Genomic DNA, 22,553 nt, shown 5'->3' on the forward strand with positions numbered 1-22,553 from the left:
GAGTAATGCTCCGGCGGTTTTTTTATGTCCGGTTAATCGATCAGTTCATTTTCCTGGCGAACCTGGTTCGCCCAGCGTTGTGCCGACTCCGGCACTGTAAACGCAGGCGACCGTTGAAACGCCTCCCCCATTAAGACAAAAGCGACATATTTCCCGCGCAGTATCCATACGTCACGAAACGCATCCATTTTGATCGCATGTTCAGGTGGTGCAGGCTCCACACGCGGAACATAGCTGATAACCGGACGATTTTGTTGGCGAAGAGGTTTCATAATCAGTTGCTTCACTAAAGACAAATTCTAAAAAACTGAAAAGCGCTATCTTAGCTGATTTTCTTATCGGGCGTTGTAAAAACAGTTTGCTCGCTAAAATAATGGCAAATCGAGGACTACGGGCAGGCTGCTGAGGCTGGAATGATAGACAAAAAAAGTGCGGCGCATCTCAGCGCCGCAAACTCAGGAATTACACGTTCAGAAAACTGCCAAGACGATAACCGCGCTCCGCAATAGCATATTTCAATGACGAAGACGTCAGCACATCGAGTTCAGTTAAACGGGGGTAACAATAGGCGCTTTGCCGAATAATATTATCGATAAAGGCCGGATGACACATCACTTCCAGCGAAGACTCCCCTCTTTCAGCAGATGCATCCAGAGCCTGTAAAAACAGCGCCTCAGAGATAGTTTCGCCATAAAACTCGCTGCTGAACCCCTGGGTGGTACGCAACGTTACCGGTATGTCAGACGCCTGAATCACCGTCTGGCGATCAATACGCAGCGCAATGCCCCGTTGCGCAGCGAAATTAGCTACGATTGGGAAGATCTGCGGGAACATATGCACATGGTGGTGACTATCCAGATGCGTCGGCTCCCGCCCAAACAGGTTAATAAAACGCTGATACTGAGCGGTCAGCTCTTGTGAAATTTCATCCAGCGGCAAAGTATCTTCCTCAGCCATCTGCCAGATCCATTTCCCCAAAAGCCCGTCACGAGTCAACCCCGGCATAAGCGTCAACGGTTTTCCCAGCGTCAGAACAAAGTGCATTCCCACAGCCAGTTCGGGTAAATCGCGGCTGAGCTGCTCCGCGTGGTTAATCGCTTCGCCATTGACCAGCGCCGTTGTCGAGGTCACAACACCATTGCGACAGGCTTCCACAATGCCGTAGTTTTGTCCTTTACTCAGGCCAAAATCATCAGCATTAACAATCAGTACGCGTTCCATAGCCAACCTCGATTAATGTTGTTCGCTTTTGAGTTTCTCGATACAACCGGCAAAGTTAGGCAGCCATTTCTCGTGTGCGAGAATTAATTCCCGAGCCAGAATCTCGGCATCATGGTCAGAATGTACTAATGGACTAAGGTTTAGCGCCAACAGCACATCATTAATCTCACCACTCAGCGCCGCCTGACTCGCCGCCACTTCAAAGCCTTTAATGGTATAGATAAGGCCGAGGACTTTCTCGTCAAAATGGGTAATTCTCGGGTGCGGTGTCGCACCGTTACGTCCCAACGTACAGGTCATTTCAACCGCCCAGTCTGCGGGAATATTATCGACATGCCCATGATGAGGGATGTTGACATAGTGCTCGGTCTGTTTGTCGTTGTAGATGGCGTTAATCACTTCGCAAGCCGCATCGGAGTAATAGGCCCCACCGCGCTGCTCAAGCTCCTTCGGCTTAACATTCAGCTCAGGGTTTTTGTAGAGTTCAAACAGCTGTTTCTCGACTTTCTGCACCACCTGAGCACGTGCACCGCCCTTATAGTATTCACCCATTTCAATCGCCAACATCTCTTTTGGCTTGAAGTAATACAGCAAGTAAGAGCAAGGTAAGAGTTTCAGTGAGCGAATCAGTCCTTCGCTAAACGGCAAATCGAAAATGTTCTTCACCGAAGAGGCTTTAAGCTGACCAGAAGCCACGCCGTCCAGAAGTTCATCAAAACGCGACTCCCCATTCACCAGTACGTCTTTAATAAAGACCATATGATTCAGGCCAAACAGATCGATGGATAAATCATCGCTCTCTTTCAGCGCCAGCACATCGCTGATAAACATTTTCATGCCGATGGGAATATTACACACGCCAATAAATTTCTTGAAATTAGTGTGGCGATAAACCGCTTCAGTCACCATCCCAGCCGGGTTAGTAAAGTTAATCACCCATGCGTTCGGACACAGTTCCTCCACATCCTTCACGATGTCAAAAATGACCGGAATAGTACGTAAACCTTTAAACAGGCCGCCAGCACCGTTAGTTTCCTGTCCCAGATAACCATGACTTAACGGAATTCGCTCATCCTTTTCGCGCGCTTTCAACTGACCAACTCGCAGCTGTGTTGTGACAAAATCAGCGTCTTTCAGGGCTTCACGGCGATCCAGCGTTTTATACAGCTTCATCGGCACGCCAGCTTTGTCGATCATTCGCTGGCACAGGTCAAAAATAATATCCAGCTTCTCTTTTCCACCATCGACATCCACCAGCCACAGTTCAGAAACCGGCAATTCATGATAACGCTTAATAAAGCCTTCAAGTAACTCAGGGGTGTAGCTACTTCCGCCACCAATAGTGACGACTTTTAATTTCTGATTCATAATTTCTCCCTTCAGTGTAAAAACACTGACGTGTATTACGCCCTGCCCGTTCGTCAGGAATAACGCGGCAGTCCCGGCATTATTTAGGGCAAGCGTTAAAATTAGTAATTGATGAATATTATTTACTGATTAAATTCAGTTAATTTCTTTCGATAGCTATTAGGTGTAAACGACGTCAGTTTTTTAAACGTTTTAATAAACAGGCTAGGACTGCTGTAACCAGACTCATATGCAATATCGGTTACCGAGTAGTTAGTCATCTCCAGCTGTTTCTTAGCAAAGTTAATGCGGATTTCATTAATAATCTGCATAGGTGTTTTACTGTAAAAACGCTGGGTAGCGCGGGTCAGATACTCCTGAGACTTTGCGGACAGGCGAACCATGTTTTCCAGCGCGTTTTCACTAAACTGCCTTTTGTCATGCATAGTCTCCACGGTGGTTTTAAGCCATTGTGGAATATCATCCAGCACTTGCTCTTCACGATGATGCCGTAACCGATTAATAATATAGAAGGTGACCACTTCTACAAATTCATCCAGACCACTCTCGCGAAAATTCAACGATGCAATAACCGTTTCAATGTAGGTGAGAAATGAGTTATTAGCCCGATACACCTGTGAAGCAACAAAACAAAACGGTAATAAAGGATGATAATGCTGTTCGAAAAAACGTTTACTAATACCGACGTTAAGGATCCGTGTCGCGCCGAAATCATAGAAACTTTGGTGATGCGATCCCAGAGGGATAAAAACAAAATCTCCACGTTCGAGCAGTACGCGCTTCCCGTTGATTTCCTGATAATAACGCCCGGTTAATACCAGGGTAAATTCGTAGTAATCGTGCTGATGCAGTCCACTGATACTCTCAGTTTTGTTATAGATAAACACATGGAAATTTTTGCCATTAAAAAGCTGCTGCTCATAGACGGTCTTGATTTCCGGTGCGTTAATCTGTAGTTGCATCATGCACTCCTCACTATTTCAGCTTCTCGTGAAGCTCAATCAGTTCTGTAATCAGTTCGCGCGCCAGCATTGACGTCATCAGATGATCTTGCGCGTGAACCAGAACCAGGCTGACCTTCATTTTACCTTCACCCTGATCGCCTTCAATCAGTTTCGTTTGTACGAGATGCGCTTCGTTAAGCGCCATGCGAGACTGTTCCATCATCGTCTTCGCCGACTCAAAATCCCCCTGCTTGGCCATTTTGAGCGCGCCATATGCCAGACTACGGGCCTGACCTGAATTGATGATAAGTCCCATCACCACTTCTTCCAGCTCTTCAGCCTCTGACGGCGTACCTACGATGTTTTCGATATCCAACATACTCTTTTCCTCTGGTTCAGTCCGGCATGCCCGGGTAGACATGCCGGATTAAATTTAGAATTTCAATGCGTTAGCGATATCTTCTTCGCTTTCTTCCTGGTCAATAACGTTCTGCGCTTTGTTGGCAACAACCACGAAAGGCAGATACACCAGCGTTGCAATCCCAAGGTTGAACAGTGCGACTAACAACGCGGCGACGCTGCCGTTAGTGTTGAAGAAAGCACCCAACCCGGTTGGCATGGTCCACGGTGCAATATTGGTAACCGGTGGAATAATGCCTGTGTAATAGGCGGCCAACATAATCGCTGCCAGAATTGGTTGAACCAGAATGAACGGGATAAACATCACCGGGTTCATGATAATTGGCAGGCCGAACAGGATAGGCTCGTTAATCTGGAAGATGCCTGACGGCAGTGCCAGTTTTGCCACCTGACGATAGTCCGGACGGCGGGATGCCAGGAAGATAGCAATAATCAGACCCAGCGTTGCTCCGCTACCCCCAAGGAAAATATAGGAGTCAAGCATTGGCTTTGCCCAGACATGGAACGTTTTACCGGCTTCCAGTGCAGCGTCGACAGAACCAAACTGCTGGTAAATCGCGATGTTTTCCAGCGCCCATGGCGTCATGATACCGCTATCCAACGCAGTCAGCGCCAGTGAACCGTGAATACCAAAGAACCACAGCAGCGGGACAAAAATCACGTAGGCCCAGCCCACCACGCTGCCCAGTGATGCCAGCGGAGTAGAAATTGAGTCCATGATGATCTGGTGGAAGTTCGTGCCGAAAGTCGTCAACGCCCAGGCAATAATCCCCATAACGGAGAGGATAAGAAAGCCCGGTATCAATGCAGAGAATGAGCGCGAAACGGATGTCGGCACGCTATCAGGTAATTTAATCACCCAATTACGACGGACAACAAAGGTAAACATTTCCGCGACAACCAAACCGATAATAATACCGGATATAATATTCGCACCACCCAACCAGTTTGCACCAACAGCATAGGCTTCGCCCACGCTATATGGAGTTACGGTCATAAATGCTGCAACAGATAACAGTCCGGCCGCCAGTGAATCGACTTTGCGTTCTTCCGCTAGCGCCATACCTATAAAGAATGGCGCCATCAATGACATAATACCCAGCGTACCGTTATAGACGTTTCCACCAATGCCTTTTAAACTATTGAGACTCTCAATAGTAGAAGCATCAAGCCGAATGCCCATTGAATAAAAAAAGGACCCCTCCCCAAAGCTCAGGAAAACGTTATTTATTAATACAAACATGGCCCCTGCGAGGGTTAACGGCATTAAACGAATAAAACCGTTTTTGATTGCATTAACGTGTGGCTGCTTTCCAATTTTTACAGCAAAAGGAAGGAGTACCTTTTCAAGTGAAGCAATACCGTTACTCATAGAAAAATACCCTTAAATACCGCAATAAAAAATTGCGGTGAATGTTAATGAAATAACTCTTTGACGGGAAAATTAAAATAAAATAATTAATTTGCTGCGGCTTTTTTAATTGCTGCAACAGCAGCTTTAAGCACGCCTAAACCATCGACTTTGCCATACAACAGCGAGTCAATCACTTCTACAGGCTTGTTTGGTAACAAACGCTGAATTTCGGGTAACATATAAGCAATTTGTGGGCCTAATAAAACGACATCGGCCACGGGACCTTTTTCTCCGGCCAGCGTTTCAGGAAACGCTTCAATAATAACCGGTACTTCGTATTTTTCAGCCTGCGCGCGCATTTTCGATACTAGCAAGGAAGTCGACATGCCCGCAGAACAAAACAGATAAATGTGTTTCTTTTCCATAAAAACGATCCTCATATGCGATTATCTGTCAACCAGACAGTCCGCAAGCCATAACCTGCATCCATGCTCTGGGTAACTTGCGTCAGCTAAATTACTTTTTTAGGTGGCTGAAATGAGTATACGGGATTGCACTGGAGGATGGTATTTCCTTGACCAACAAAATTGCTTCTCCTTGACCTGTCGTTATGACACCCCTCACATTTCGGGCAAATAATTCGCGACAATAATTAAGATCGCTAGAGACAAAAAAACCGGCGCGATGGCCGGTTCTCCAGAACGCACAGGCAATATACAGTTGTTACTTCTTCGCCGCCTGTGGGTCTGTGTCGTACTCTGCACATGTCTGATAGCCAGAATTAATCACGTGTCCAGTATCATCCAATGCAACAAAATAGGTCTCAGCTTTACCATCTCGTTGACCCAGGATGTAAGTCTGACAAGTTCCACGCGCATGAATCATGCTCACTTCAGATGAAGGCTTACCAGCAATCTGCGCAACCTGCGCCCGGCTCATCCCTTTCTTCACATCTTTCACCACGGGCTGGACAAATTGGTCTTTCGTACGGTCGTAGGCCGTACAACCTGCCAGCATAGTCATTACCGCCGCTGCACCCAGAATTCCTGTTAGATTCTTGTTCATTTTTTCTTCCTCTTGTTGGTACACAATATCATTCAAAATACATCGAAGCGGCAACTGAGCAAATCTTCAGGAGCTTACATCAGTAAGTGACTGAGGTGAGCAAAGGCAGCCAGCAAAGAGACGATTTGAATGATGCCGTATATTTCAGCGTGTTATATAAGCCTGGAGCACAACAACTCATTTTTCAAGCTGACAGTTGATACTTAAGCCCTTTCGGAAAATTCTATTAAAACAAAATGATGTTATATCCGGCCGCATCCCTTGTCGTTTGGGCGTCAACGCGTTAGCTTTAACACATCATTATTTTTGATCATTTTATTTTTCGGAGGGGGTTAAATGACTCTGCAACAAGAGATAATCCAGGCGCTTGGCGCCAAACCGCACATTAATGCAGAAGAGGAAATTCGCCGCAGCGTGGATTTTCTGAAATCGTACCTGCAAACCTACCCCTTTCTGAAATCACTGGTGTTAGGGATTAGCGGTGGCCAGGACTCAACCCTGGCCGGAAAATTATGCCAAATGGCGATTTCTGAACTGCGTGAAGAAACCGGCAACGACGCACTGCAGTTTATTGCCGTTCGTCTGCCTTACGGCGTTCAGGCCGATGAACAGGACTGCCAGGATGCGATAGCATTCATCCAGCCGGATCGCGTGTTAACCGTTAATATAAAGGGCGCGGTACTTGCCAGTGAGCAGGCATTACGTGAAGCGGGTATCGAACTAAGTGATTTTGTGCGAGGTAATGAGAAAGCCCGTGAACGTATGAAGGCACAGTACAGTATCGCCGGGATGACCAGCGGTGTTGTCGTTGGTACCGATCACGCGGCAGAAGCTATCACCGGATTCTTCACCAAATATGGCGATGGCGGCACCGACATTAACCCTATTTTCCGCCTCAACAAGCGTCAGGGGAAACAGCTTCTTGCCGCGCTGGGTTGCCCTGAGCATCTCTATCAGAAAGCACCAACCGCCGATCTCGAGGACGATCGTCCTTCTCTGCCTGATGAAGCCGCATTAGGTGTGACGTACGACAACATCGATGATTACCTGGAAGGGAAAACACTGGATGCCGCGGTGGCAAATAAAATCGAAGGCTGGTATATGAAGACAGAGCATAAACGTCGCCCACCAATTACGGTGTTTGACGACTTCTGGAAAAAGCCGTAACTCACTTCTTCCAGCATGATGCCGGATAGCGACAATTTATGTCCTGTCCGGCACAAGAACTGGAAACATCATCCCAGCCTCTTTTTTGAGCGAAACACTTTTGTTACACTGGATGAATAACCAGCATCCGGAGTCACAAGTGGTACGGCGTCAATCAGCACCTCGTCTTTCGTTTGAACCAGCAGCAATCTATGAATACCCCGAGCACTTGCGCCCGTTTCTGCGCGAGCTGCCAGCGGCACCTGGCGTTTATCTGTTTCACAGCGATAGCGATACGATGCCGCTTTATATCGGCAAAAGTGTGAATATTCGCAGCCGGGTGTTATCGCATCTGCGTACAGCAGACGAAGCGGCAATGTTGCGCCAGTCCCGACGTATTACCTGGATTTGTACAGCCGGGGAAATCGGCGCGCTCCTGCTGGAAGCCCGGCTGATCAAAGAGCAACAACCCCTGTTTAACAAACGACTGCGGCGTACGCGCCAGCTCTGTTCCCTGCAATTAACCGACCGAACTGTTCAAGTTGTCTATGCACGCGAAGTTGATTTCTCACAAACGCCCCATCTGTTCGGCCTGTTTGCTCATCGCCGCGCCGCGCTACAGGCGCTGCAAAGCCTCGCTGATGAACAGAAGCTTTGCTACGGTTTACTCGGGCTGGAACCGCTGAGTCGCGGACGAGCCTGCTTCCGTTCAGCGCTTAAACGCTGCGCCGGAGCATGTTGCGGAAAGGAGAGTCCCGAGGCGCATCAGTTGCGACTACAGGAAGCGCTGGAAAGAGTACGCGTAATCTGCTGGCCGTGGAAAAGTGCAATTGCACTGAAAGAGAGCACGGCGGAACTGACGCAGTACCACATCATCAATAACTGGCTGTGGCTCGGCGCTGTGTCAACACTGGATGAGGCCACAACGCTGGCACGCATGCCTGCCGGCTTTGATCATGATGGTTATAAAATCCTCTGCCGGCCGGTCATGTCAGGGCAATATGAAATTATTGAACTGGATCCGGAGAATGCCCCGGCATCCAGTTAATCTCACTAAATAACAGCTTCCCTTCCGCTTTTAGTAGTCGCAACGTGTGCTTGCCATCGTGCCAGCATGCGCCCTGGTCAACTGTCAGCAATTTATCTCCCAGTTGCCAGGCTCCGCTAATCACAAACACCACGCCGCCACGCGAACCAAAGGTTGTAAAAGTACGATCAGCAACTCTGACTTTCGCCTGACAGACATCACGACGCGTCATGATATTGAAATCCATCGACATCTGTCCCTCTGTCAGCCTGGCTTTTACCACCCTGTCCCCCGCGAAGGTAAACGGTTGATGCTGCTTGAGCGTATGCGTGAAAGCATTCACGCCTTCCAGAGTGACTTCCCCCCCTTCCAGCAGCGTAATCACGCGTTCGACCCCTGGGAAAAGTGAAAATTCGCCGTTCGCGGCAATAGAGGCAATACTCGCCCGCCAGTGGAAATCACGTGTTGCAGGCGGAAAACAACAAATCTCACGCGTTTCTCCCGCACCATTACGCCAAAGATTGACCGGCATTTTGCGGATATCAAAGTATTCCATCATCTCTCCAGAAAGGCGCAGTACGCCAGTATGCCGCACACAGGCACCCTAATCATCGTAGTTATCATTCACCCTGCACATTGTTGTTATCGGCAGCAGAGTTGATTTGCCTTAGCGATGAACCTGGCGTTTTGCAAAAAAGATTAACGCGCTGATCCAGGTAGAATTTTCGCGGGCTTCAGGAGAATAGCGTGTCGGTTGCGAGGTGCAATAGGCAGTAAAGAAAAAACCGCCGATCCTGCCCACCTCGTTAAACGTGTTGTGGACAAGACCGGCGGTCTTGAGTTTTTATTCGCGCCGTATCAGACACAACGCGAATGATTTAGTGTAGACGCTGATCGATTACTCAGCAGCCTTTGGCATTTTACCTTTCTGCGCTTCACGTTCTGTCAGACGCTTCTCAAAATTGGCATTAAACTGTTTTTTCTGTTCCGGCGTCAGAATGTTGTAGATCTTGTTCTGGGTTTCCATGTGCGCCAGCATGTTGGCTTTACGCTGTTCTTCCATCTTCGCAATTTGCGCTTCAGCTTTCGCTTTATCGAAGCTATCGCTGGCGATGATATCGTGCATTGCACGGCGTTCTTCCAGCGGCGGACGTTTCATCTGATCGCGCTGACCTTTCATAATGTCGCGGATCTGTTGTTTCTGTGCATCGGTCAGATTGAGGTCTTTAAACATCATGTCGTGATGTGGGCCAAACTTACCGTTGTGGTGCATCATAGGTTTGGCAGTTGCCGGTGCAGCAGTTGTGGTATCAGCAGCATGTGCCAGGTTCGCGGCGCCCAGCGCCAGGGTAGAGGCAACAAACAAAGCAGTCAGTTTACGCATAATTTCTGTCCTTCCTTTCAGTTATTTTTACGACACTCATGCAAGGTGATGTCGTGTTGACGAGATTAACTTTACCGGCTTTAGCGTCAATTAATCAGAGCAACGGTAAAACAATGAAAGTGTAAAAAACAAACTTTCATCAATTATGAAGAAAAAAAGAATAAATTGCGGAGAGTTGAAATAAAAAATTACAACAAGATGATTTTGAAAGGATTATGAAGAACTATACCTGAACTCTGATTATTAAGAAAGCAACTTACCAGGAATAATCTGTAATATATCCTTTATCTTCCAAATTATATTTTTGTATCTGCTCTGGCTTACCCCAGTTACCTGATTATCTGGTTCCTGGGGCAAATATTTCAGTCACAACCTTTCCAGCATCAACCCGGCACGTAAGCCACAAGCCACATTGGGGTTTGGAAAGAGAACATATTCAACATCGTGGGTGACAATAAAACGCTCATCGCCATCCTGTGCCAGCAACGTCCCCTCCCTGAATGGCGTAAAGTTCAGCGTCTGGTTATCCATATGCAAAATAAAATCGTCGCTACGCCGTGTAATTTGCGACACCACGCGATAGCGCACCGGGAATGTGTCCTCTGCACCACCACATTCCCCCTTCAGCAGACAGGCCAGCGCATCTGCTGTCTGCGCAAATTGAGTTAGATCGTTTTGTCCAAACGGCAATGCTTTACCCAGTTCCAGCGTACAAGCCAGCGCACCAAAATGCTCCCCGCTAAAGTGAGTGAACGTTCCGCCCGGCGCCTGATGGAAAACCAGCGCCTCCAGCCCCGCATCCCCCAACCAGGACAGAAACCCTTCGTCCCACGGCACGTTGCGCTGCGGCAATACACCGAAGCGCAGATGATGTGAACCACGAATAGCGGTATGGAGATCCAGATGCCAACGCACCGTCTCTGTTGCACGTGAATAAAAATCCTCCAGACACAGCTCCAGCTCACGGGCTCGCAGCGTTTCACCACTTGCGGCAAATATCTGCCATCGACCGCCAAACATGCGGTTCAGATCGCTATGACAATAGCGCTTACCCGCAGTCAGCGCCTGCGGATTACCCAGTATCACCAACATTCGCCAGGTTAAAGTCAGCTTGCCGCTAAACAATCCTGACAACAACACATCAAGCATTTCTACCGGTGCAGTTTCATTGCCATGTATACCAGCGGAAAGCACCAGCGAACGTTCAACCGGAGCAAGAGGCGTAAGTTCCAGAATGCCATGTCCGCGCCACTGCCAGTTAAAACCATGTGCTTTACCCTGGATAGCATCCGGCGCAGTACCCGCGAGCGTCAGGGCAAGAAAATTTTCCATAACTCACAGCTCCTGCTGGAAGGGGTAAACAGAACCGAGGTTCAGTAATTGTGTCAGCGAATCCAGCGCTTCGCGGCCTTCACGCAGCAGTTGCGGGTCGGCGAGATCAGCGGCGGTCAGGCGATCCCGGTAGTAACGGTCGACCCAGTTATTCAGCGTATTGAATAACGTATCATTCATGATAACCGCCGGATTAACAGCTTGTAGCTCTTGTGGGGTTAATACTACCCGTAGGCGCAGACAAGCAGGACCACCGCCGTTAGACATACTTTCCCGCAGATCAAATACCCGCAGATCGTTGATCGGGTTATCACCTTCCAGCACATGGTGCAGATAACGCCATACGCCAGCATGTTCCCGGCACTCCTGCGGTAAAATCAGCATCATCGAGCCATCATCACAACTCAACAACTGGCTGTTAAACAGGTATGTCGCTACCGCATCCTGCACTGAAACTTCCGCTGAGGGCACTTCCAGCGCAGTAAATCCAGCCACCTGTGTACGTAGCTGACTCAACAACGCTTGCTGTCTGGCAAACGCCAGCTCATGGCAAAACAACACCTGACGATTCGACACCGCAATAACATCGTTATGGAAGACTCCGAGATCGATGACATCCGGGTTTTGTTGGGCAAAAATTAGCTGATGCGGGTTAACCTGATTCAACCGCGCCACGGCTTCGCTGGCCTCGCGGGATTGCCGCGCCGGATAGCGCTTCGGTTGCGTTGCATTTCCCTCTTCGCGGCCATAAACAAACAGCTGTACACCAGGCCCGCCGTAGTCACCACCGAGACGGTTATGGTTCGCCGCCCCTTCATCGCCCAGCAACGCGACCTGCGGCAACGCACCGTGAACCGAAAAGGTTTTCTCATCGCGGAAAATCGCCCGCAACAGCGACTCAGTGGTCGGTGCTTCCAGCGAACGGTGGAATTTATTATTCAGGTTGGCAACCGTCAGATGCACTTTCCCATCCAGCGAATCAGCAGAAGGACAAACCGTTGCCGCATTCGCCACCCACATTGGCGATGCGGAGTTGACGCTGGAGAGCCAGTGAGGCGCCTGGCGCGCCACCTTTTCCAGCACCTGCTCGTCGCTGCCGCTGAACCCAAGCTGGCGCAGCGCCGGAATAAACGGACGTTCATGGGGAGGGATCACCGCCTGAGGAAATCCCGCATCCGCCAGCGCTTTCATCTTTAACAGACCCTGCTTTGCCGCCAGACGGGGATTCGACACCTGAAAACGGTGTTGCGTCGAAGCCTCATTGCCAAATGACAACCCAGCATAGTGATGCGTCAGCCCTACCAGCCCGTCGAAATTGACCTCACGCGCTTTCATATTTTACCCTCGCGTGAAAAATCCAGTCCCGGACTAAGGGCTGCAGGCAGCGTTAATAGCGGTGACTCCAGACTTGCCATCGGCCAGGCGCAATAATCTGCGGCATACCAGGCACTGGCGCGATGGTTCCCGGATGCGCCTACCCCACCAAATGGCGCAGTGCTTGCCGCACCGGTCAAGGGTTTATTCCAGTTGACAATTCCGGCCCGCGCTTCCAACAGGAGCTGATCAAACTGAACGCGATCCGGCGACACCAGCCCACACGACAGACCAAATCGGGTATTGTTGGCCAGATGAATGGCGTCGTCGAAGTTGTCGTAACGCCACACGCCGAGCAGCGGACCGAAGACTTCCTCATCCGGCACGTTTGCCACATCGGTCAGTTCGATTATCCCCGGTGCCAGCAGGGAGGTACCCACTTGCACTCGCCGTGGAGCCAGCAAAGTGCGACCGCCAAGGGCTTCAAGACGTTGCCAGGCATCATATACGTGCTGTGCCGCTTGTTGGGAAATAAGCCCGCCGATAAAGGGTTGCGGCTCGTCATCCCAGTTTCCCGGAACCAGACGCTGACTGACTTCAACCAGGCGCGCCAGAAATGCATCCCCCTGCGCCCCTTTTTTTACCAGCAGCCGACGAGCGCAGGTGCAACGTTGCCCGGCGGTGACAAACGCCGACTGAATAGTCAGATGCACTGCCGCATCAATATCTTCCGGATTTTCAATAATCAGCGGGTTGTTGCCCCCCATCTCCAGCGCGAGGATTTTTTCCGGCTGCCCGGATAACTGTCGATGCAACTGATAGCCCGTATTGGCGCTGCCGGTAAACAGCAGGCCGTCAAGGTCTTCCAGCGCACTCAACGCCTGCCCCGTTTCGCGCCCGCCCTGCACCAGATTCAGCACGCCTGGCGGTAATCCTGCCTGCTCCCACAATTTTACTACTGCCTCACCGGTCCACGGGGTCAGCTCACTGGGTTTGAAAATCAGTGTATTACCCGCCAGCAGAGCCGGAACAATATGACCGTTGGGCAAATGACCGGGGAAGTTATACGGACCAAAAACCGCCAGCACGCCGTGGGGACGGTGACGCAACGTCGCAGCACCATCTGGCAACTCATTATGTTGCTCACCGGTACGTACATGATAGGCCTTTACGGAGATAGCGATTTTATTGATCATCGCCGTCAATTCTGTCGCGGCCTCCCAACGTGGTTTGCTGGTTTCCTGTGCAATAATCGCTGTGAGTTCTGTTTTATTGCTCTCCAGCAAGGCTGCGAATTTCTCTACCACCGCCTGACGTGCGGCAAAAGGCTGTTTTGCCCAACCAGGGAAAGCTGCACGCGCTGCATGACATGCCTGGGCCACCTGCGAGGCATCAGCATCATTTCCTTGCCACAGGGTATCGCCACTCACCGGATTGGCTTTCACCCGACGTTCACCCAGACCCGTTACCCAGTCGCCATTTATCCATAATGTCATGCTGTTTTCTCCTCTGCACAAAGACGAACTAAACGGACCTTGTCGCCCGCGTGGCACTTCAGGGCATCCAACTGCGCCGCCGTTAACACCAGGCGCTGAGTATGCGGATCGGCGCGAACCAGCATGACGCGGAAGTTGTGATAGTTTTCATTGGCAACCAGGCAGGCCGGATATTCGCCTGGTGCCGGTTGTCCTTCAACAACCTCCACCAACCTGCTTTTGCGAATCGCCCGAACCCGGTCGATATCGCATTCCAGCGTCGGCCCACCGTCGAAAATGTCAATATAGTTACGATAGCGAAACCCTTCCTTTTCCAGCACCGCGCGGGCAGGTGCAGTTTGCGGATGCACTTCGCCAATCACGCTTTGCGCTTCGTCCGACAAGAAATGGGTATAAATAGGATGCTTGGGCATCAATTCAGCAATAAATGCTTTTTGCCCTGTTCCACACAGAAAATCAGCCCTGCTGAACTCCATTGAGAAAAAGCGCTTCCCAAGGCTTTGCCAGAACGGGGAGTAACCGTGTTCATCGATCACTCCGCGCATTTCTGCCACTACTTTTTCGTTAAACCGGTCACGGAACGCGGCCATAAACATAAAACGCGATTTCGACAGTAAATAGCCGTTGCCTTCTTTTCGCCAGTCCGGATCGAGGAACAGGGTACACAGCTCACTGCTTCCCGTATGATCGTTACTGAGAAACAGCGTCGGCAGCGCGTTATAAACGTTCAGCTCTTTCGAGGCATGCACCAGGGTACCCACCCGATAGTTATACCAGGGATCATTAAGTCCAACCGCCACTTCGATTGCGCAAATTCCTGCTACCGTACCTGTGGCGCTGTCTTCGAGCACAAAAACATACCCCTGCTCGCTTTTCGGCAACTTGCCCTGCCAGGTTTGCAGCGAACGTTCAATTCTCGCCATAAGAGTGGCTTCATTCGCCGGAAGCGACGTCAATCCGCCGCCGGTCTTACTGGCAAGTTGCATTAACGCCGTAATATCTGCGCGTTCAATGGGACGGATCACCATCATGATGAACCTCCTGCTGTAATGCGTTCACAGGCCAGTGCAAAGCGATCCAGTCCGGTGGCAACTTCTTCTTCGCTGACGTTCAACGCTGGCGCAAAACGCACTACGTTCCCACCAGCAATCAGCACCATCACCCCTGCACTGGCGGCTTCTTGCGAGAACAGTTTGGCTTTCCCGGCAAACTCTTCATTCAGTACGCAGCCGATTAACAGGCCAAGTCCACGAATTTCACTAAATAATCCAAAACGTTCGTTAATGGCGTTGATACGCTCCACAAACCAGTCGTGACGCTGTTTGACGCCGTTCAATACTTCCTGCGTGTTAACAATTTCCAGCACTTTCCCGGCCACCGCAGAGGCCAGCAGATTTCCGCCGTAAGTGGTACCGTGTGTGCCCACCGTCATCACACTTGCGCATTGCTCAGTCGTCAATAACGCGCCAACAGGAAAACCACCGCCCAACGCTTTGGCCGTCGTCAGCAGATCCGGCGTCACGCCGTAATGCATATAGGCATACAGCTCGCCAGTACGGCCGACTCCGGTCTGCACTTCATCGAAAATAAGCAGCGCATTGTGTCGATCGCATAATTCACGCAGCCCCTGTAAAAATGCTTTCGTTGCCGGTACCACGCCACCCTCGCCCTGGACTGGTTCCACGATAACCGCGCAAGTTGCGTCATTAATCAACTGGCTGGCAGAATCCAGATCGTTATACACGGCATGGCGGATATCCGGCGGCAACGGTGCAAAATCCTGCGAATAGGCTGGCTGCCCCCCGGCGCTTACGGTAAACAGCGTGCGACCGTGGAAGGCATTTTTAAAGGCCACGATGCCACTTTTCTGGCTACCGAAACGATCGTGAGCATATTTACGCGCCAGTTTTAGTGCGGCCTCGTTAGCTTCCGCACCAGAGTTACAAAAGAAAACGCGCTCGGCAAAAGTTGCATCAATCAGTTGTTTCGCCAACCGCAGTACCGGCTCGTTGGTATAGCCATTTCCGGTATGCCAGAATTTACTCGCCTGATCGTTTAATGCTTCACGTAACGCCGGATGTGCGTGCCCCAGCGCATTAACCGCAATGCCTCCCGCGAAATCGATATACTCTTTACCCTGCTGATCCCACAGACGCGAGCCTTCACCACGAACCGGAATAAAAGGCGCCGGAGCGTATACGGGCATCATCCATTCATCAAAATTTTCACGCGTAACTGACAGAGACATAGCGACCTCAACGGTAAATAAAAAGTTATTTATATGTTAAATAATATAGTGTTTGCGCTGTAAATGTAGATTGCAGGGTTCGTGCCAGCCAGCGAAAAAAATGCATAAACGGAGTGAGGGAACGGAATATCAATAGGTTATAACCCAGCGATATTCACTGTACGTGCATATAAAGTGAATATGTTTGCGCACTGGGCGACTAAACAGAGGAAAAAGCGAAATATTATTCAGTTGCCAAATATAATTCTGGAATTGTGATCATATACGAAATTTATCGGAAATTATTGCTCTATTCTGACGCACTCCGCGCCAAAACAGTGCAGTTTTTGCCCCATCGTTAACACCTTTAGCAGTCATTGTTGGAATCAGGTGACAAGTGGCAGTCAGCCAGCAGAAATTCTGCTACCATCCTTGCACTATTCACCTTGCAAAGTGGCAGCGACTATGAAATTTGTCTCTTTTAATATCAACGGCCTGCGCGCCCGTCCTCATCAACTGGCAGCTATTGTCGAAAAACACCAACCCGATGTTATTGGCCTGCAGGAGACAAAAGTTCATGATGATATGTTCCCTCTCGAAGAGGTAGCAAAGCTGGGTTACAACGTTTTCTATCACGGTCAGAAAGGACATTACGGCGTTGCGTTACTGACGAAAGAAACCCCGGTGTCTGTACGTCGTGGCTTCCCGAACGATGACGAAGAAGCCCAGCGCCGTATTATCATGGCGGAAATTCCTTCATCTCTGGGTAACATCACCGTCATCAACGGCTATTTCCCTCAGGGTGAAAGCCGTGACCATGAAACCAAATTCCCGGCCAAAGCAGCGTTCTATCAGAACCTGCAAAACTATCTGGATACCGAACTGAAGCGCGACAATCCAGTGCTGATCATGGGAGACATGAATATCAGCCCAACCGATCTTGATATCGGCATCGGTGAAGAGAACCGCAAGCGCTGGCTGCGTACCGGAAAATGCTCTTTCCTGCCGGAAGAGCGTGAATGGATGGAGCGCCTGCTGGGTTGGGGGTTGGTGGACACCTTCCGTCATGCTCATCCGGAAACAAACGACCAGTATTCGTGGTTTGATTACCGTTCAAAAGGCTTCGACGACAACCGTGGCCTGCGTATCGACCTGCTGCTGGCAAGCACTCCGCTGGCAGAGCGCTGCGAAGAAACCGGGATCGACTATGAGATCCGCAGCATGGAAAAACCATCCGACCACGCACCGGTGTGGGCAAAATTCCGCGTGTAATCCATACCATCGCGTTTTCTCCAGAGCATCGCCGCTCTGGAGAGCGGATATATCCTGAGCAAAATCAATAAAATAACGGTAATACATTGTTACGTCCGGGAATTTATTATATCTTCCGCCCACTTTTCGCTTGCGAAAACGCGTCATCGCACATGGTTTACAGGAGTGCCCCTATGAAAAAGAAGTTCGCATAAGGCAGAATACAGGCTACTGATTGTCGCCGCATTATTCTGCGTTCTGACGGGAGCTGTCCATTATTACGGTCTGACTGACCTGATAACTAATTTCCATCATCTACAAGACGCCATCCGTCAGAGCGGTATCTTTGGCTACACGTTATATATCCTGCTTTTTATCGTGGCGGCGCTATGTCTGATCCCCGGCAGTATTCTGGTGATCGTCGGCGGGATCCTCTATGGCCCACTGGTTGGCACCCTTATTTCCCTGGTAGCGGCCACCGTAGCCTCGGCGTTGTCGTTTCTACTGGCCCGCTGGCTTGGCCGCGATCTGCTGCTGAAATATGCCGGTCATACCACCACCTTTCAGGCAATCGAAAAAGGCATTGCCCATAGTGGGATTGACTTTTTGATCCTCACCCGGCTCGTTCCGCTATTTCCATATAATATTCAAAATTATGCTTACGGGTTGACCGCAATCTCTTTCTGGTCGTTTACTTTTACTTCAGCAGTTACCACCTTGCCCGGTATCTTTATCTATACCCTGATGTCGCACGAGCTTGCCCAGGAAGGCATCACCCTGGCATTTATCATTAAACTCAGTGGGGCAGGCATTGCATTATTCGCCCTGGTACAGGCGGCAAAAGCCTGGGCCCGGTGTAAACGTGTCGATCCCTCTGCCCATCGTGAGCAAACAGGTAAATGATGAAGCGAAATAAAGCGTACCTCATAAAGTTTTGCCGGATCGGGCTGATTATACTGCTGCTGTTGGCGCTGATGGCGTGGGTATGGATACCTGCCGTAAGCGACTTTCTCCGGCAAAGCCTGACGGCATTTGCCACGGTTGACCAGCATGCGCTTGAGAATTTCATTCGTTCCTGGGGTACTCAGGCAGCAGTAGTTTCCTTCTTTTTGATGATCTTGCAGGCAATTATCGCCCCGCTTCCGGCCTTCCTGATCACATTTGCGAACGCATCACTGTTCGGCGCATTCTGGGGAGGCGTACTGTCCTGGACCAGTGCCATGGCGGGTGCGACGTTATGCTTTTTTATTGCCCGTATTTTAGGCCGTAGTGCGGTGGAAAAATTGACCGGAAAAACGGTGCTGAAAAATATGGATGCCTTTTTTGAGCGTTACGGCAAACATACTATTCTCGTGTGCCGCCTCCTCCCTTTCGTCCCTTTTGACCCGATAAGCTATGCCGCAGGCCTGACATCGATCCGCTTTCGCCACTTTTTCCTCGCCACCGGCATTGGTCAGTTGCCCGCTACCATCGTCTATTCATGGGCCGGGAGCCTGTTAACCGGAGGCGCATTTTGGTTTGTTACCGGGCTGTTTGTGCTTTTTGCGCTGACCGTGGTTATCCCGGTCGCGCGAAGCCTCTATCTTGAGCGGCAGAGGAAACAGTCCTGAAGCCTGCATTCACTCATTATCAAGGAAATATTATGCGTTACTGCTTATTGTGCCTTGGTTTACTGCTCTTCCCCCTGGCAACTTTTGCGCAGGATGCGAACTGGCAGCAAATCAAAAACGAAGCCCGAGGGCAAACGGTTTGGTTTAACGCCTGGGGAGGCGATAACGCGGTTAACCAGTATCTCGACTGGGTTAGCGGTGAGATGAAAACACATTATGCTATTAACCTGAAAATCGTACGTCTGGCAGATGCAGCCGATGCCGTTAAACGCATTCAAACGGAAGCCGCTTCCGGGCGTAAAACCGGCGGCTCAGTCGATTTGCTGTGGGTTAACGGCGAAAATTTCCGTACGCTAAAAGAGGCTAATCTGCTACAAACGTACTGGGCGCAAACGCTGCCCAACTGGCGCTACGTTGATACCCTGAAGCCTGTGAGCGAAGATTTCTCCATCCCGACTGACGGGGCTGAATCGCCGTGGGGCGGCGCGCAGTTAACCTTTATCGCCAATCGCGATGTTAGCAAACAACCACCACAAACCCCGCAGGCATTACTGGAGTTTGCTAAAGCCTATCCCGGTACGGTGACCTATCCGCGTCCCCCTGATTTTACCGGTACAGCATTTCTCGAACAGTTGTTAATTATGCTCACCACTCAGCCACAAGCGCTGAAAATTGCGCCCGAACCTGCGACGTTTGCCGACGTTACCGCCCCATTGTGGCAGTATCTTGATACATTACATCCCATGTTATGGCGTGAAGGTAAAGACTTTCCTCCCACTCCTGCGCGCATGGATGCACTATTGAATAGCGGATCGCTGCGTTTGTCGTTGACCTTTAATCCCGCGCACGCCGAGCAAAAAGTGGCCAGCGGTGAATTGCCTCAAAACAGCTACAGTTTTGGCTTTTCACAAGGGATGATTGGCAATGTGCATTTTGTCACTATTCCGGCTAACGCACGGGCCAGCGCCGGGGCGCAAGTCGTCGCTAATTTCCTGCTCTCTCCCGAAGCGCAACTGCGTAAGGCCGATCCCACTTACTGGGGCGATCCTTCGGTGCTTGACCCGCAAAAACTACCCGCTGAGCAGCGTGAAGCGCTACTGGCACGGATCCCAAAAGACCTGCCCGCTGTACTTCCTGAACCCCATGCAGCCTGGGTAAACGCACTGGAACAAGAATGGCTACGCCGTTACGGTACGCATTAATCCTGTTGATATGGGGCATCATGGCGGCAATCTATTTGCCGCTAGTGCCCGCTGCTTTCGATCTCATCACACCTGCGCTTACCAGCCTCAACTGGCTGGTGCTTTTTGCCGATCCACAGTTACCGCAGGCACTACTGGCGACGCTGGTTTCCGTTACCCTGGCAGCCACTGTTGCGCTGGTCATTGCACTGCTGGCGCTCCTCGCATTATGGCCCGGCGCGGGCTGGGTTCGTCTGTGTACCCGACTCCCCTGGTTGCTGGCCATTCCACACGTCGCATTTGCCACCAGCGTCCTGTTACTATTTGCTGAGGGCGGTATGTTCTATCGCGCACTGCCCTTTCTTACCCCGCAGACCGACCGCTACGGAATTGGCCTTGGCATTGCGCTGGCGGTTAAAGAGAGCGCCTTTGTATTATGGATCCTTTCCGCTCTGTTGAGCGAAAAACAGCTCTCGCAGCAGGTTATCGTCCTGGACTCACTGGGCTATAGCCGACTGCAATGCCTGAACTGGCTGGTATTACCCTCCATCGCCCCGGCATTAGGTAAAGTTATGCTGGCCGTAGTTGCCTGGTCGTTGTCCGTCGTTGATGTGGCGATAATCCTCGGACCCGGCAATCCGCCGACGCTTGCTGTATTGAGCTGGCAATGGCTCAGTCAGGGAGACAGCGACCAGCAGACGAAAGGTGCGCTTGCCAGTTTTCTGCTGGTGTTGTTACTGGCCATTTTCGCACTGATCGGTTTTCTTTTCTGGCGATGCTGGCAACGAGCAATCCCGGCGATAAGCGGAGTACGTCAACGTTTGTCCTCCTGTTCATCCGGGCGCTCACTGGCACAACTACTACCCGTTAGCGGTGTGTTATGTGCAGGGATTCTGGTATGGGTTGCAGACTTCTCTTCGGTGGTTCCTGAGACACTATTGACCAGCCTGCAGATGGGATTAATCTCCAGTGTACTGGCATTAATAACACTTTTCTTATGGCTGGAATGGGGACCACAAAGTGGGAATAATTGGGTGTGGCTGCCGATTATCCTGCCTGCGCTACCCCTGGTCACCGGGCAATATACGCTGGCTCTACACGCGGACCTGGATGGTCTGTTCCTGACGGTTATCTGGGGGCATCTGCTGTGGGTAACGCCATGGATGCTGTTTGTGCTCAAACCGGCGTGGCAGCGTATTGATCCACGACTGATTTTGATCGCCCAAACTCTTGGCTGGACGCAGTGCCGCATCTTCTTGCAGGTAAAATGCCCGCTGTTATTGCGCCCGGCGCTGATTGCCTTATCAGTAGGATTCTCCGTCAGCATCGCCCAGTATATGCCCACCCTGTGGTTAGGCGCCGGGCGTTTTCCCACGCTCACTACAGAAGCCGTGGCATTGAGCAGCGGCGGTAGCACCGCTATGCTTGCAACACAGGCGTTATGGCAGCTTCTGTTGCCTCTGTTGGTTTTCGCACTGGCGGCATTACTCTCTGCGTGGATTGGCCGCTTACGACAAGGACTCCGTTAATGCTTATCGTGAAAAACGTTTCACTATGTCAGGGTGCGAACGTGCTGCTACAAGCAGTCAATTTCCAGGTTAAGAAAGGTGACATTGTCACTATTATGGGCCCATCGGGCAGCGGCAAGTCGTCGCTGTTTTCATGGATGGTTGGAGCCCTTTCGCCTCAACTTCAGGCGTCTGGCGAACTGTGGCTCAACGATAAACGCATTGATTCACTGCCCACAGCACAACGTCAGATTGGCATCCTGTTCCAGGATGCACTGCTGTTCGACCACTTCAGCGTTGGGCAAAATTTACTGCTGGCATTACCGGCTTCCCTGAAAGGCTCCGCCAGACGCGATGAAGTTGAACACGCTCTTAAACGTGCAGATTTGGCCGGTTTTTTTCACCGCGATCCGGCGTCATTGTCCGGGGGACAGCGCTCGCGTATCGCGCTGCTGCGCGCGCTGCTGGCGCAGCCACAGGCGCTACTACTGGACGAACCGTTCAGTCGCCTGGATACGTCGCTTCGCGACACATTTCGTCAGTGGGTGTTTAACGAAGTTCATCAGCAGGGTATTCCCGTGGTACAGGTTACCCATGACGCGCAGGACGTGCCGCCTGGGGGTTCTGTTTTGCAGATGGTGCAGTGGACGTGAATGTGGCGATATGCTGCGTTAACGCAAGGATTTTACTTAACTGGCGGCACAG

At 50.8% G+C, this 22,553-nt stretch carries 23 protein-coding genes; 8 read left to right on the forward strand and 15 right to left on the reverse strand.

The genetic code is table 11. The annotated features are described in order from the left end of the window. Nucleotides 1–32: 32 nt before the first annotated feature. The 8 genes from cedA to osmE all read right to left on the reverse strand — a co-directional run bounded on the left by cedA (nucleotide 33) and on the right by osmE (nucleotide 6,372). Nucleotides 33–296, reverse strand: coding sequence for a cell division activator CedA (cedA, locus tag OGX98_RS09465; RefSeq protein WP_225760835.1), 264 nt, complete (start codon nucleotides 294–296; stop codon nucleotides 33–35). Between the two features lie 166 nt (nucleotides 297–462). Then, nucleotides 463–1,221 carry a chitin disaccharide deacetylase gene (chbG, locus tag OGX98_RS09470; protein WP_045442084.1) on the reverse strand — a complete coding sequence of 253 codons (759 nt, stop codon included), beginning with the start codon at nucleotides 1,219–1,221 and terminating at the stop codon, nucleotides 463–465. Nucleotides 1,222–1,233: 12 nt separating this feature from the next. Continuing rightward, entirely contained in the window at nucleotides 1,234–2,589 is a 1,356-nt protein-coding gene (locus OGX98_RS09475) for a 6-phospho-beta-glucosidase (protein WP_045442082.1), read from the reverse strand. A 122-nt stretch (nucleotides 2,590–2,711) separates the two neighbouring features. Next, complete coding sequence (chbR, locus tag OGX98_RS09480) at nucleotides 2,712–3,554, reverse strand: transcriptional regulator ChbR (RefSeq protein ID WP_136345518.1); 843 nt, start codon at nucleotides 3,552–3,554, stop codon at nucleotides 2,712–2,714. 10 nt (nucleotides 3,555–3,564) lie between these two features. Further along, nucleotides 3,565–3,912 carry a PTS N,N'-diacetylchitobiose transporter subunit IIA gene (gene chbA / locus OGX98_RS09485; protein WP_045442078.1) on the reverse strand — a complete coding sequence of 116 codons (348 nt, stop codon included), beginning with the start codon at nucleotides 3,910–3,912 and terminating at the stop codon, nucleotides 3,565–3,567. A gap of 54 nt (nucleotides 3,913–3,966) precedes the next feature. Continuing rightward, nucleotides 3,967–5,325, reverse strand: coding sequence for a PTS N,N'-diacetylchitobiose transporter subunit IIC (chbC, locus tag OGX98_RS09490; RefSeq protein ID WP_286595193.1), 1,359 nt, complete (start codon nucleotides 5,323–5,325; stop codon nucleotides 3,967–3,969). An 86-nt stretch (nucleotides 5,326–5,411) separates the two neighbouring features. Further along, the gene (gene chbB, locus OGX98_RS09495) at nucleotides 5,412–5,732 is read right to left on the reverse strand and encodes a PTS N,N'-diacetylchitobiose transporter subunit IIB (RefSeq protein WP_003832547.1); all 321 of its coding nucleotides are present in this window, start codon (nucleotides 5,730–5,732) and stop codon (nucleotides 5,412–5,414) included. 298 nt (nucleotides 5,733–6,030) lie between these two features. Further along, nucleotides 6,031–6,372 (reverse strand): osmotically-inducible lipoprotein OsmE, encoded by a 342-nt coding sequence (gene osmE / locus OGX98_RS09500; protein WP_045442064.1) that lies wholly within the window; start codon nucleotides 6,370–6,372, stop codon nucleotides 6,031–6,033. 336 nt (nucleotides 6,373–6,708) lie between these two features. Here osmE and nadE point away from each other — a divergent pair, with 336 nt between their 5' ends. Together nadE and cho are read left to right on the forward strand one after the other, a co-directional pair. Further along, the gene (gene nadE, locus OGX98_RS09505; protein ID WP_045442061.1) at nucleotides 6,709–7,539 is read left to right on the forward strand and encodes an NAD(+) synthase; all 831 of its coding nucleotides are present in this window, start codon (nucleotides 6,709–6,711) and stop codon (nucleotides 7,537–7,539) included. Between the two features lie 139 nt (nucleotides 7,540–7,678). Beyond that, nucleotides 7,679–8,566: an excinuclease Cho gene (gene cho / locus OGX98_RS09510; RefSeq protein WP_286595194.1), complete on the forward strand. Its 888-nt coding sequence runs from the start codon at nucleotides 7,679–7,681 to the stop codon at nucleotides 8,564–8,566. Here the strand turns inward: cho and ves are convergent. The 7 genes from ves to astC all read right to left on the reverse strand — a co-directional run bounded on the left by ves (nucleotide 8,526) and on the right by astC (nucleotide 16,319). Next, nucleotides 8,526–9,101: an environmental stress-induced protein Ves gene (gene ves, locus OGX98_RS09515; protein ID WP_045442055.1), complete on the reverse strand. Its 576-nt coding sequence runs from the start codon at nucleotides 9,099–9,101 to the stop codon at nucleotides 8,526–8,528. The two genes, cho and ves, sit on opposite strands and share 41 nt — an antisense overlap. Nucleotides 9,102–9,443: 342 nt before the next feature. Next, nucleotides 9,444–9,929: an ATP-independent periplasmic protein-refolding chaperone Spy gene (gene spy / locus OGX98_RS09520; RefSeq protein ID WP_136345519.1), complete on the reverse strand. Its 486-nt coding sequence runs from the start codon at nucleotides 9,927–9,929 to the stop codon at nucleotides 9,444–9,446. A gap of 366 nt (nucleotides 9,930–10,295) precedes the next feature. Next, nucleotides 10,296–11,261: a succinylglutamate desuccinylase gene (gene astE / locus OGX98_RS09525; RefSeq protein ID WP_286595195.1), complete on the reverse strand. Its 966-nt coding sequence runs from the start codon at nucleotides 11,259–11,261 to the stop codon at nucleotides 10,296–10,298. A 3-nt stretch (nucleotides 11,262–11,264) separates the two neighbouring features. Then, nucleotides 11,265–12,596 carry an N-succinylarginine dihydrolase gene (gene astB / locus OGX98_RS09530; RefSeq protein ID WP_286595197.1) on the reverse strand — a complete coding sequence of 444 codons (1,332 nt, stop codon included), beginning with the start codon at nucleotides 12,594–12,596 and terminating at the stop codon, nucleotides 11,265–11,267. Next, entirely contained in the window at nucleotides 12,593–14,071 is a 1,479-nt protein-coding gene (gene astD / locus OGX98_RS09535; protein WP_286595198.1) for a succinylglutamate-semialdehyde dehydrogenase, read from the reverse strand. The genes astB and astD overlap by 4 nt, the downstream gene beginning before the upstream one ends. After that, nucleotides 14,068–15,102 (reverse strand): arginine N-succinyltransferase, encoded by a 1,035-nt coding sequence (gene astA / locus OGX98_RS09540; RefSeq protein ID WP_045442043.1) that lies wholly within the window; start codon nucleotides 15,100–15,102, stop codon nucleotides 14,068–14,070. The genes astD and astA overlap by 4 nt, the downstream gene beginning before the upstream one ends. Beyond that, nucleotides 15,099–16,319: a succinylornithine/acetylornithine transaminase gene (gene astC / locus OGX98_RS09545; protein WP_286595199.1), complete on the reverse strand. Its 1,221-nt coding sequence runs from the start codon at nucleotides 16,317–16,319 to the stop codon at nucleotides 15,099–15,101. The genes astA and astC overlap by 4 nt, the downstream gene beginning before the upstream one ends. Before the next feature lie 444 nt (nucleotides 16,320–16,763). Here astC and xthA point away from each other — a divergent pair, with 444 nt between their 5' ends. The 6 genes from xthA to OGX98_RS09575 all read left to right on the forward strand — a co-directional run bounded on the left by xthA (nucleotide 16,764) and on the right by OGX98_RS09575 (nucleotide 22,501). Beyond that, complete coding sequence (xthA, locus tag OGX98_RS09550) at nucleotides 16,764–17,570, forward strand: exodeoxyribonuclease III (RefSeq protein ID WP_045442034.1); 807 nt, start codon at nucleotides 16,764–16,766, stop codon at nucleotides 17,568–17,570. Between the two features lie 210 nt (nucleotides 17,571–17,780). Beyond that, complete coding sequence (locus OGX98_RS09555; RefSeq protein WP_190284575.1) at nucleotides 17,781–18,452, forward strand: TVP38/TMEM64 family protein; 672 nt, start codon at nucleotides 17,781–17,783, stop codon at nucleotides 18,450–18,452. Next, nucleotides 18,449–19,159, forward strand: a complete 711-nt coding sequence (locus OGX98_RS09560; protein WP_284096421.1) for a TVP38/TMEM64 family protein — start codon at nucleotides 18,449–18,451, stop codon at nucleotides 19,157–19,159. Before OGX98_RS09555 ends, OGX98_RS09560 begins: the two co-directional genes overlap by 4 nt. A 32-nt stretch (nucleotides 19,160–19,191) precedes the next feature. Continuing rightward, nucleotides 19,192–20,361, forward strand: coding sequence for an ABC transporter substrate-binding protein (locus tag OGX98_RS09565; RefSeq protein ID WP_286595200.1), 1,170 nt, complete (start codon nucleotides 19,192–19,194; stop codon nucleotides 20,359–20,361). Then, nucleotides 20,334–21,869: an ABC transporter permease family protein gene (locus tag OGX98_RS09570; RefSeq protein WP_286595201.1), complete on the forward strand. Its 1,536-nt coding sequence runs from the start codon at nucleotides 20,334–20,336 to the stop codon at nucleotides 21,867–21,869. Before OGX98_RS09565 ends, OGX98_RS09570 begins: the two co-directional genes overlap by 28 nt. Next, nucleotides 21,869–22,501: an ATP-binding cassette domain-containing protein gene (locus OGX98_RS09575; protein WP_284096424.1), complete on the forward strand. Its 633-nt coding sequence runs from the start codon at nucleotides 21,869–21,871 to the stop codon at nucleotides 22,499–22,501. Before OGX98_RS09570 ends, OGX98_RS09575 begins: the two co-directional genes overlap by 1 nt. Nucleotides 22,502–22,553 lie beyond the last annotated feature (52 nt).

This window comes from Citrobacter sp. Cm046 (assembly GCF_030333065.1).
GTDB classification, from domain to species: Bacteria; Pseudomonadota; Gammaproteobacteria; order Enterobacterales; family Enterobacteriaceae; genus Citrobacter; species Citrobacter murliniae.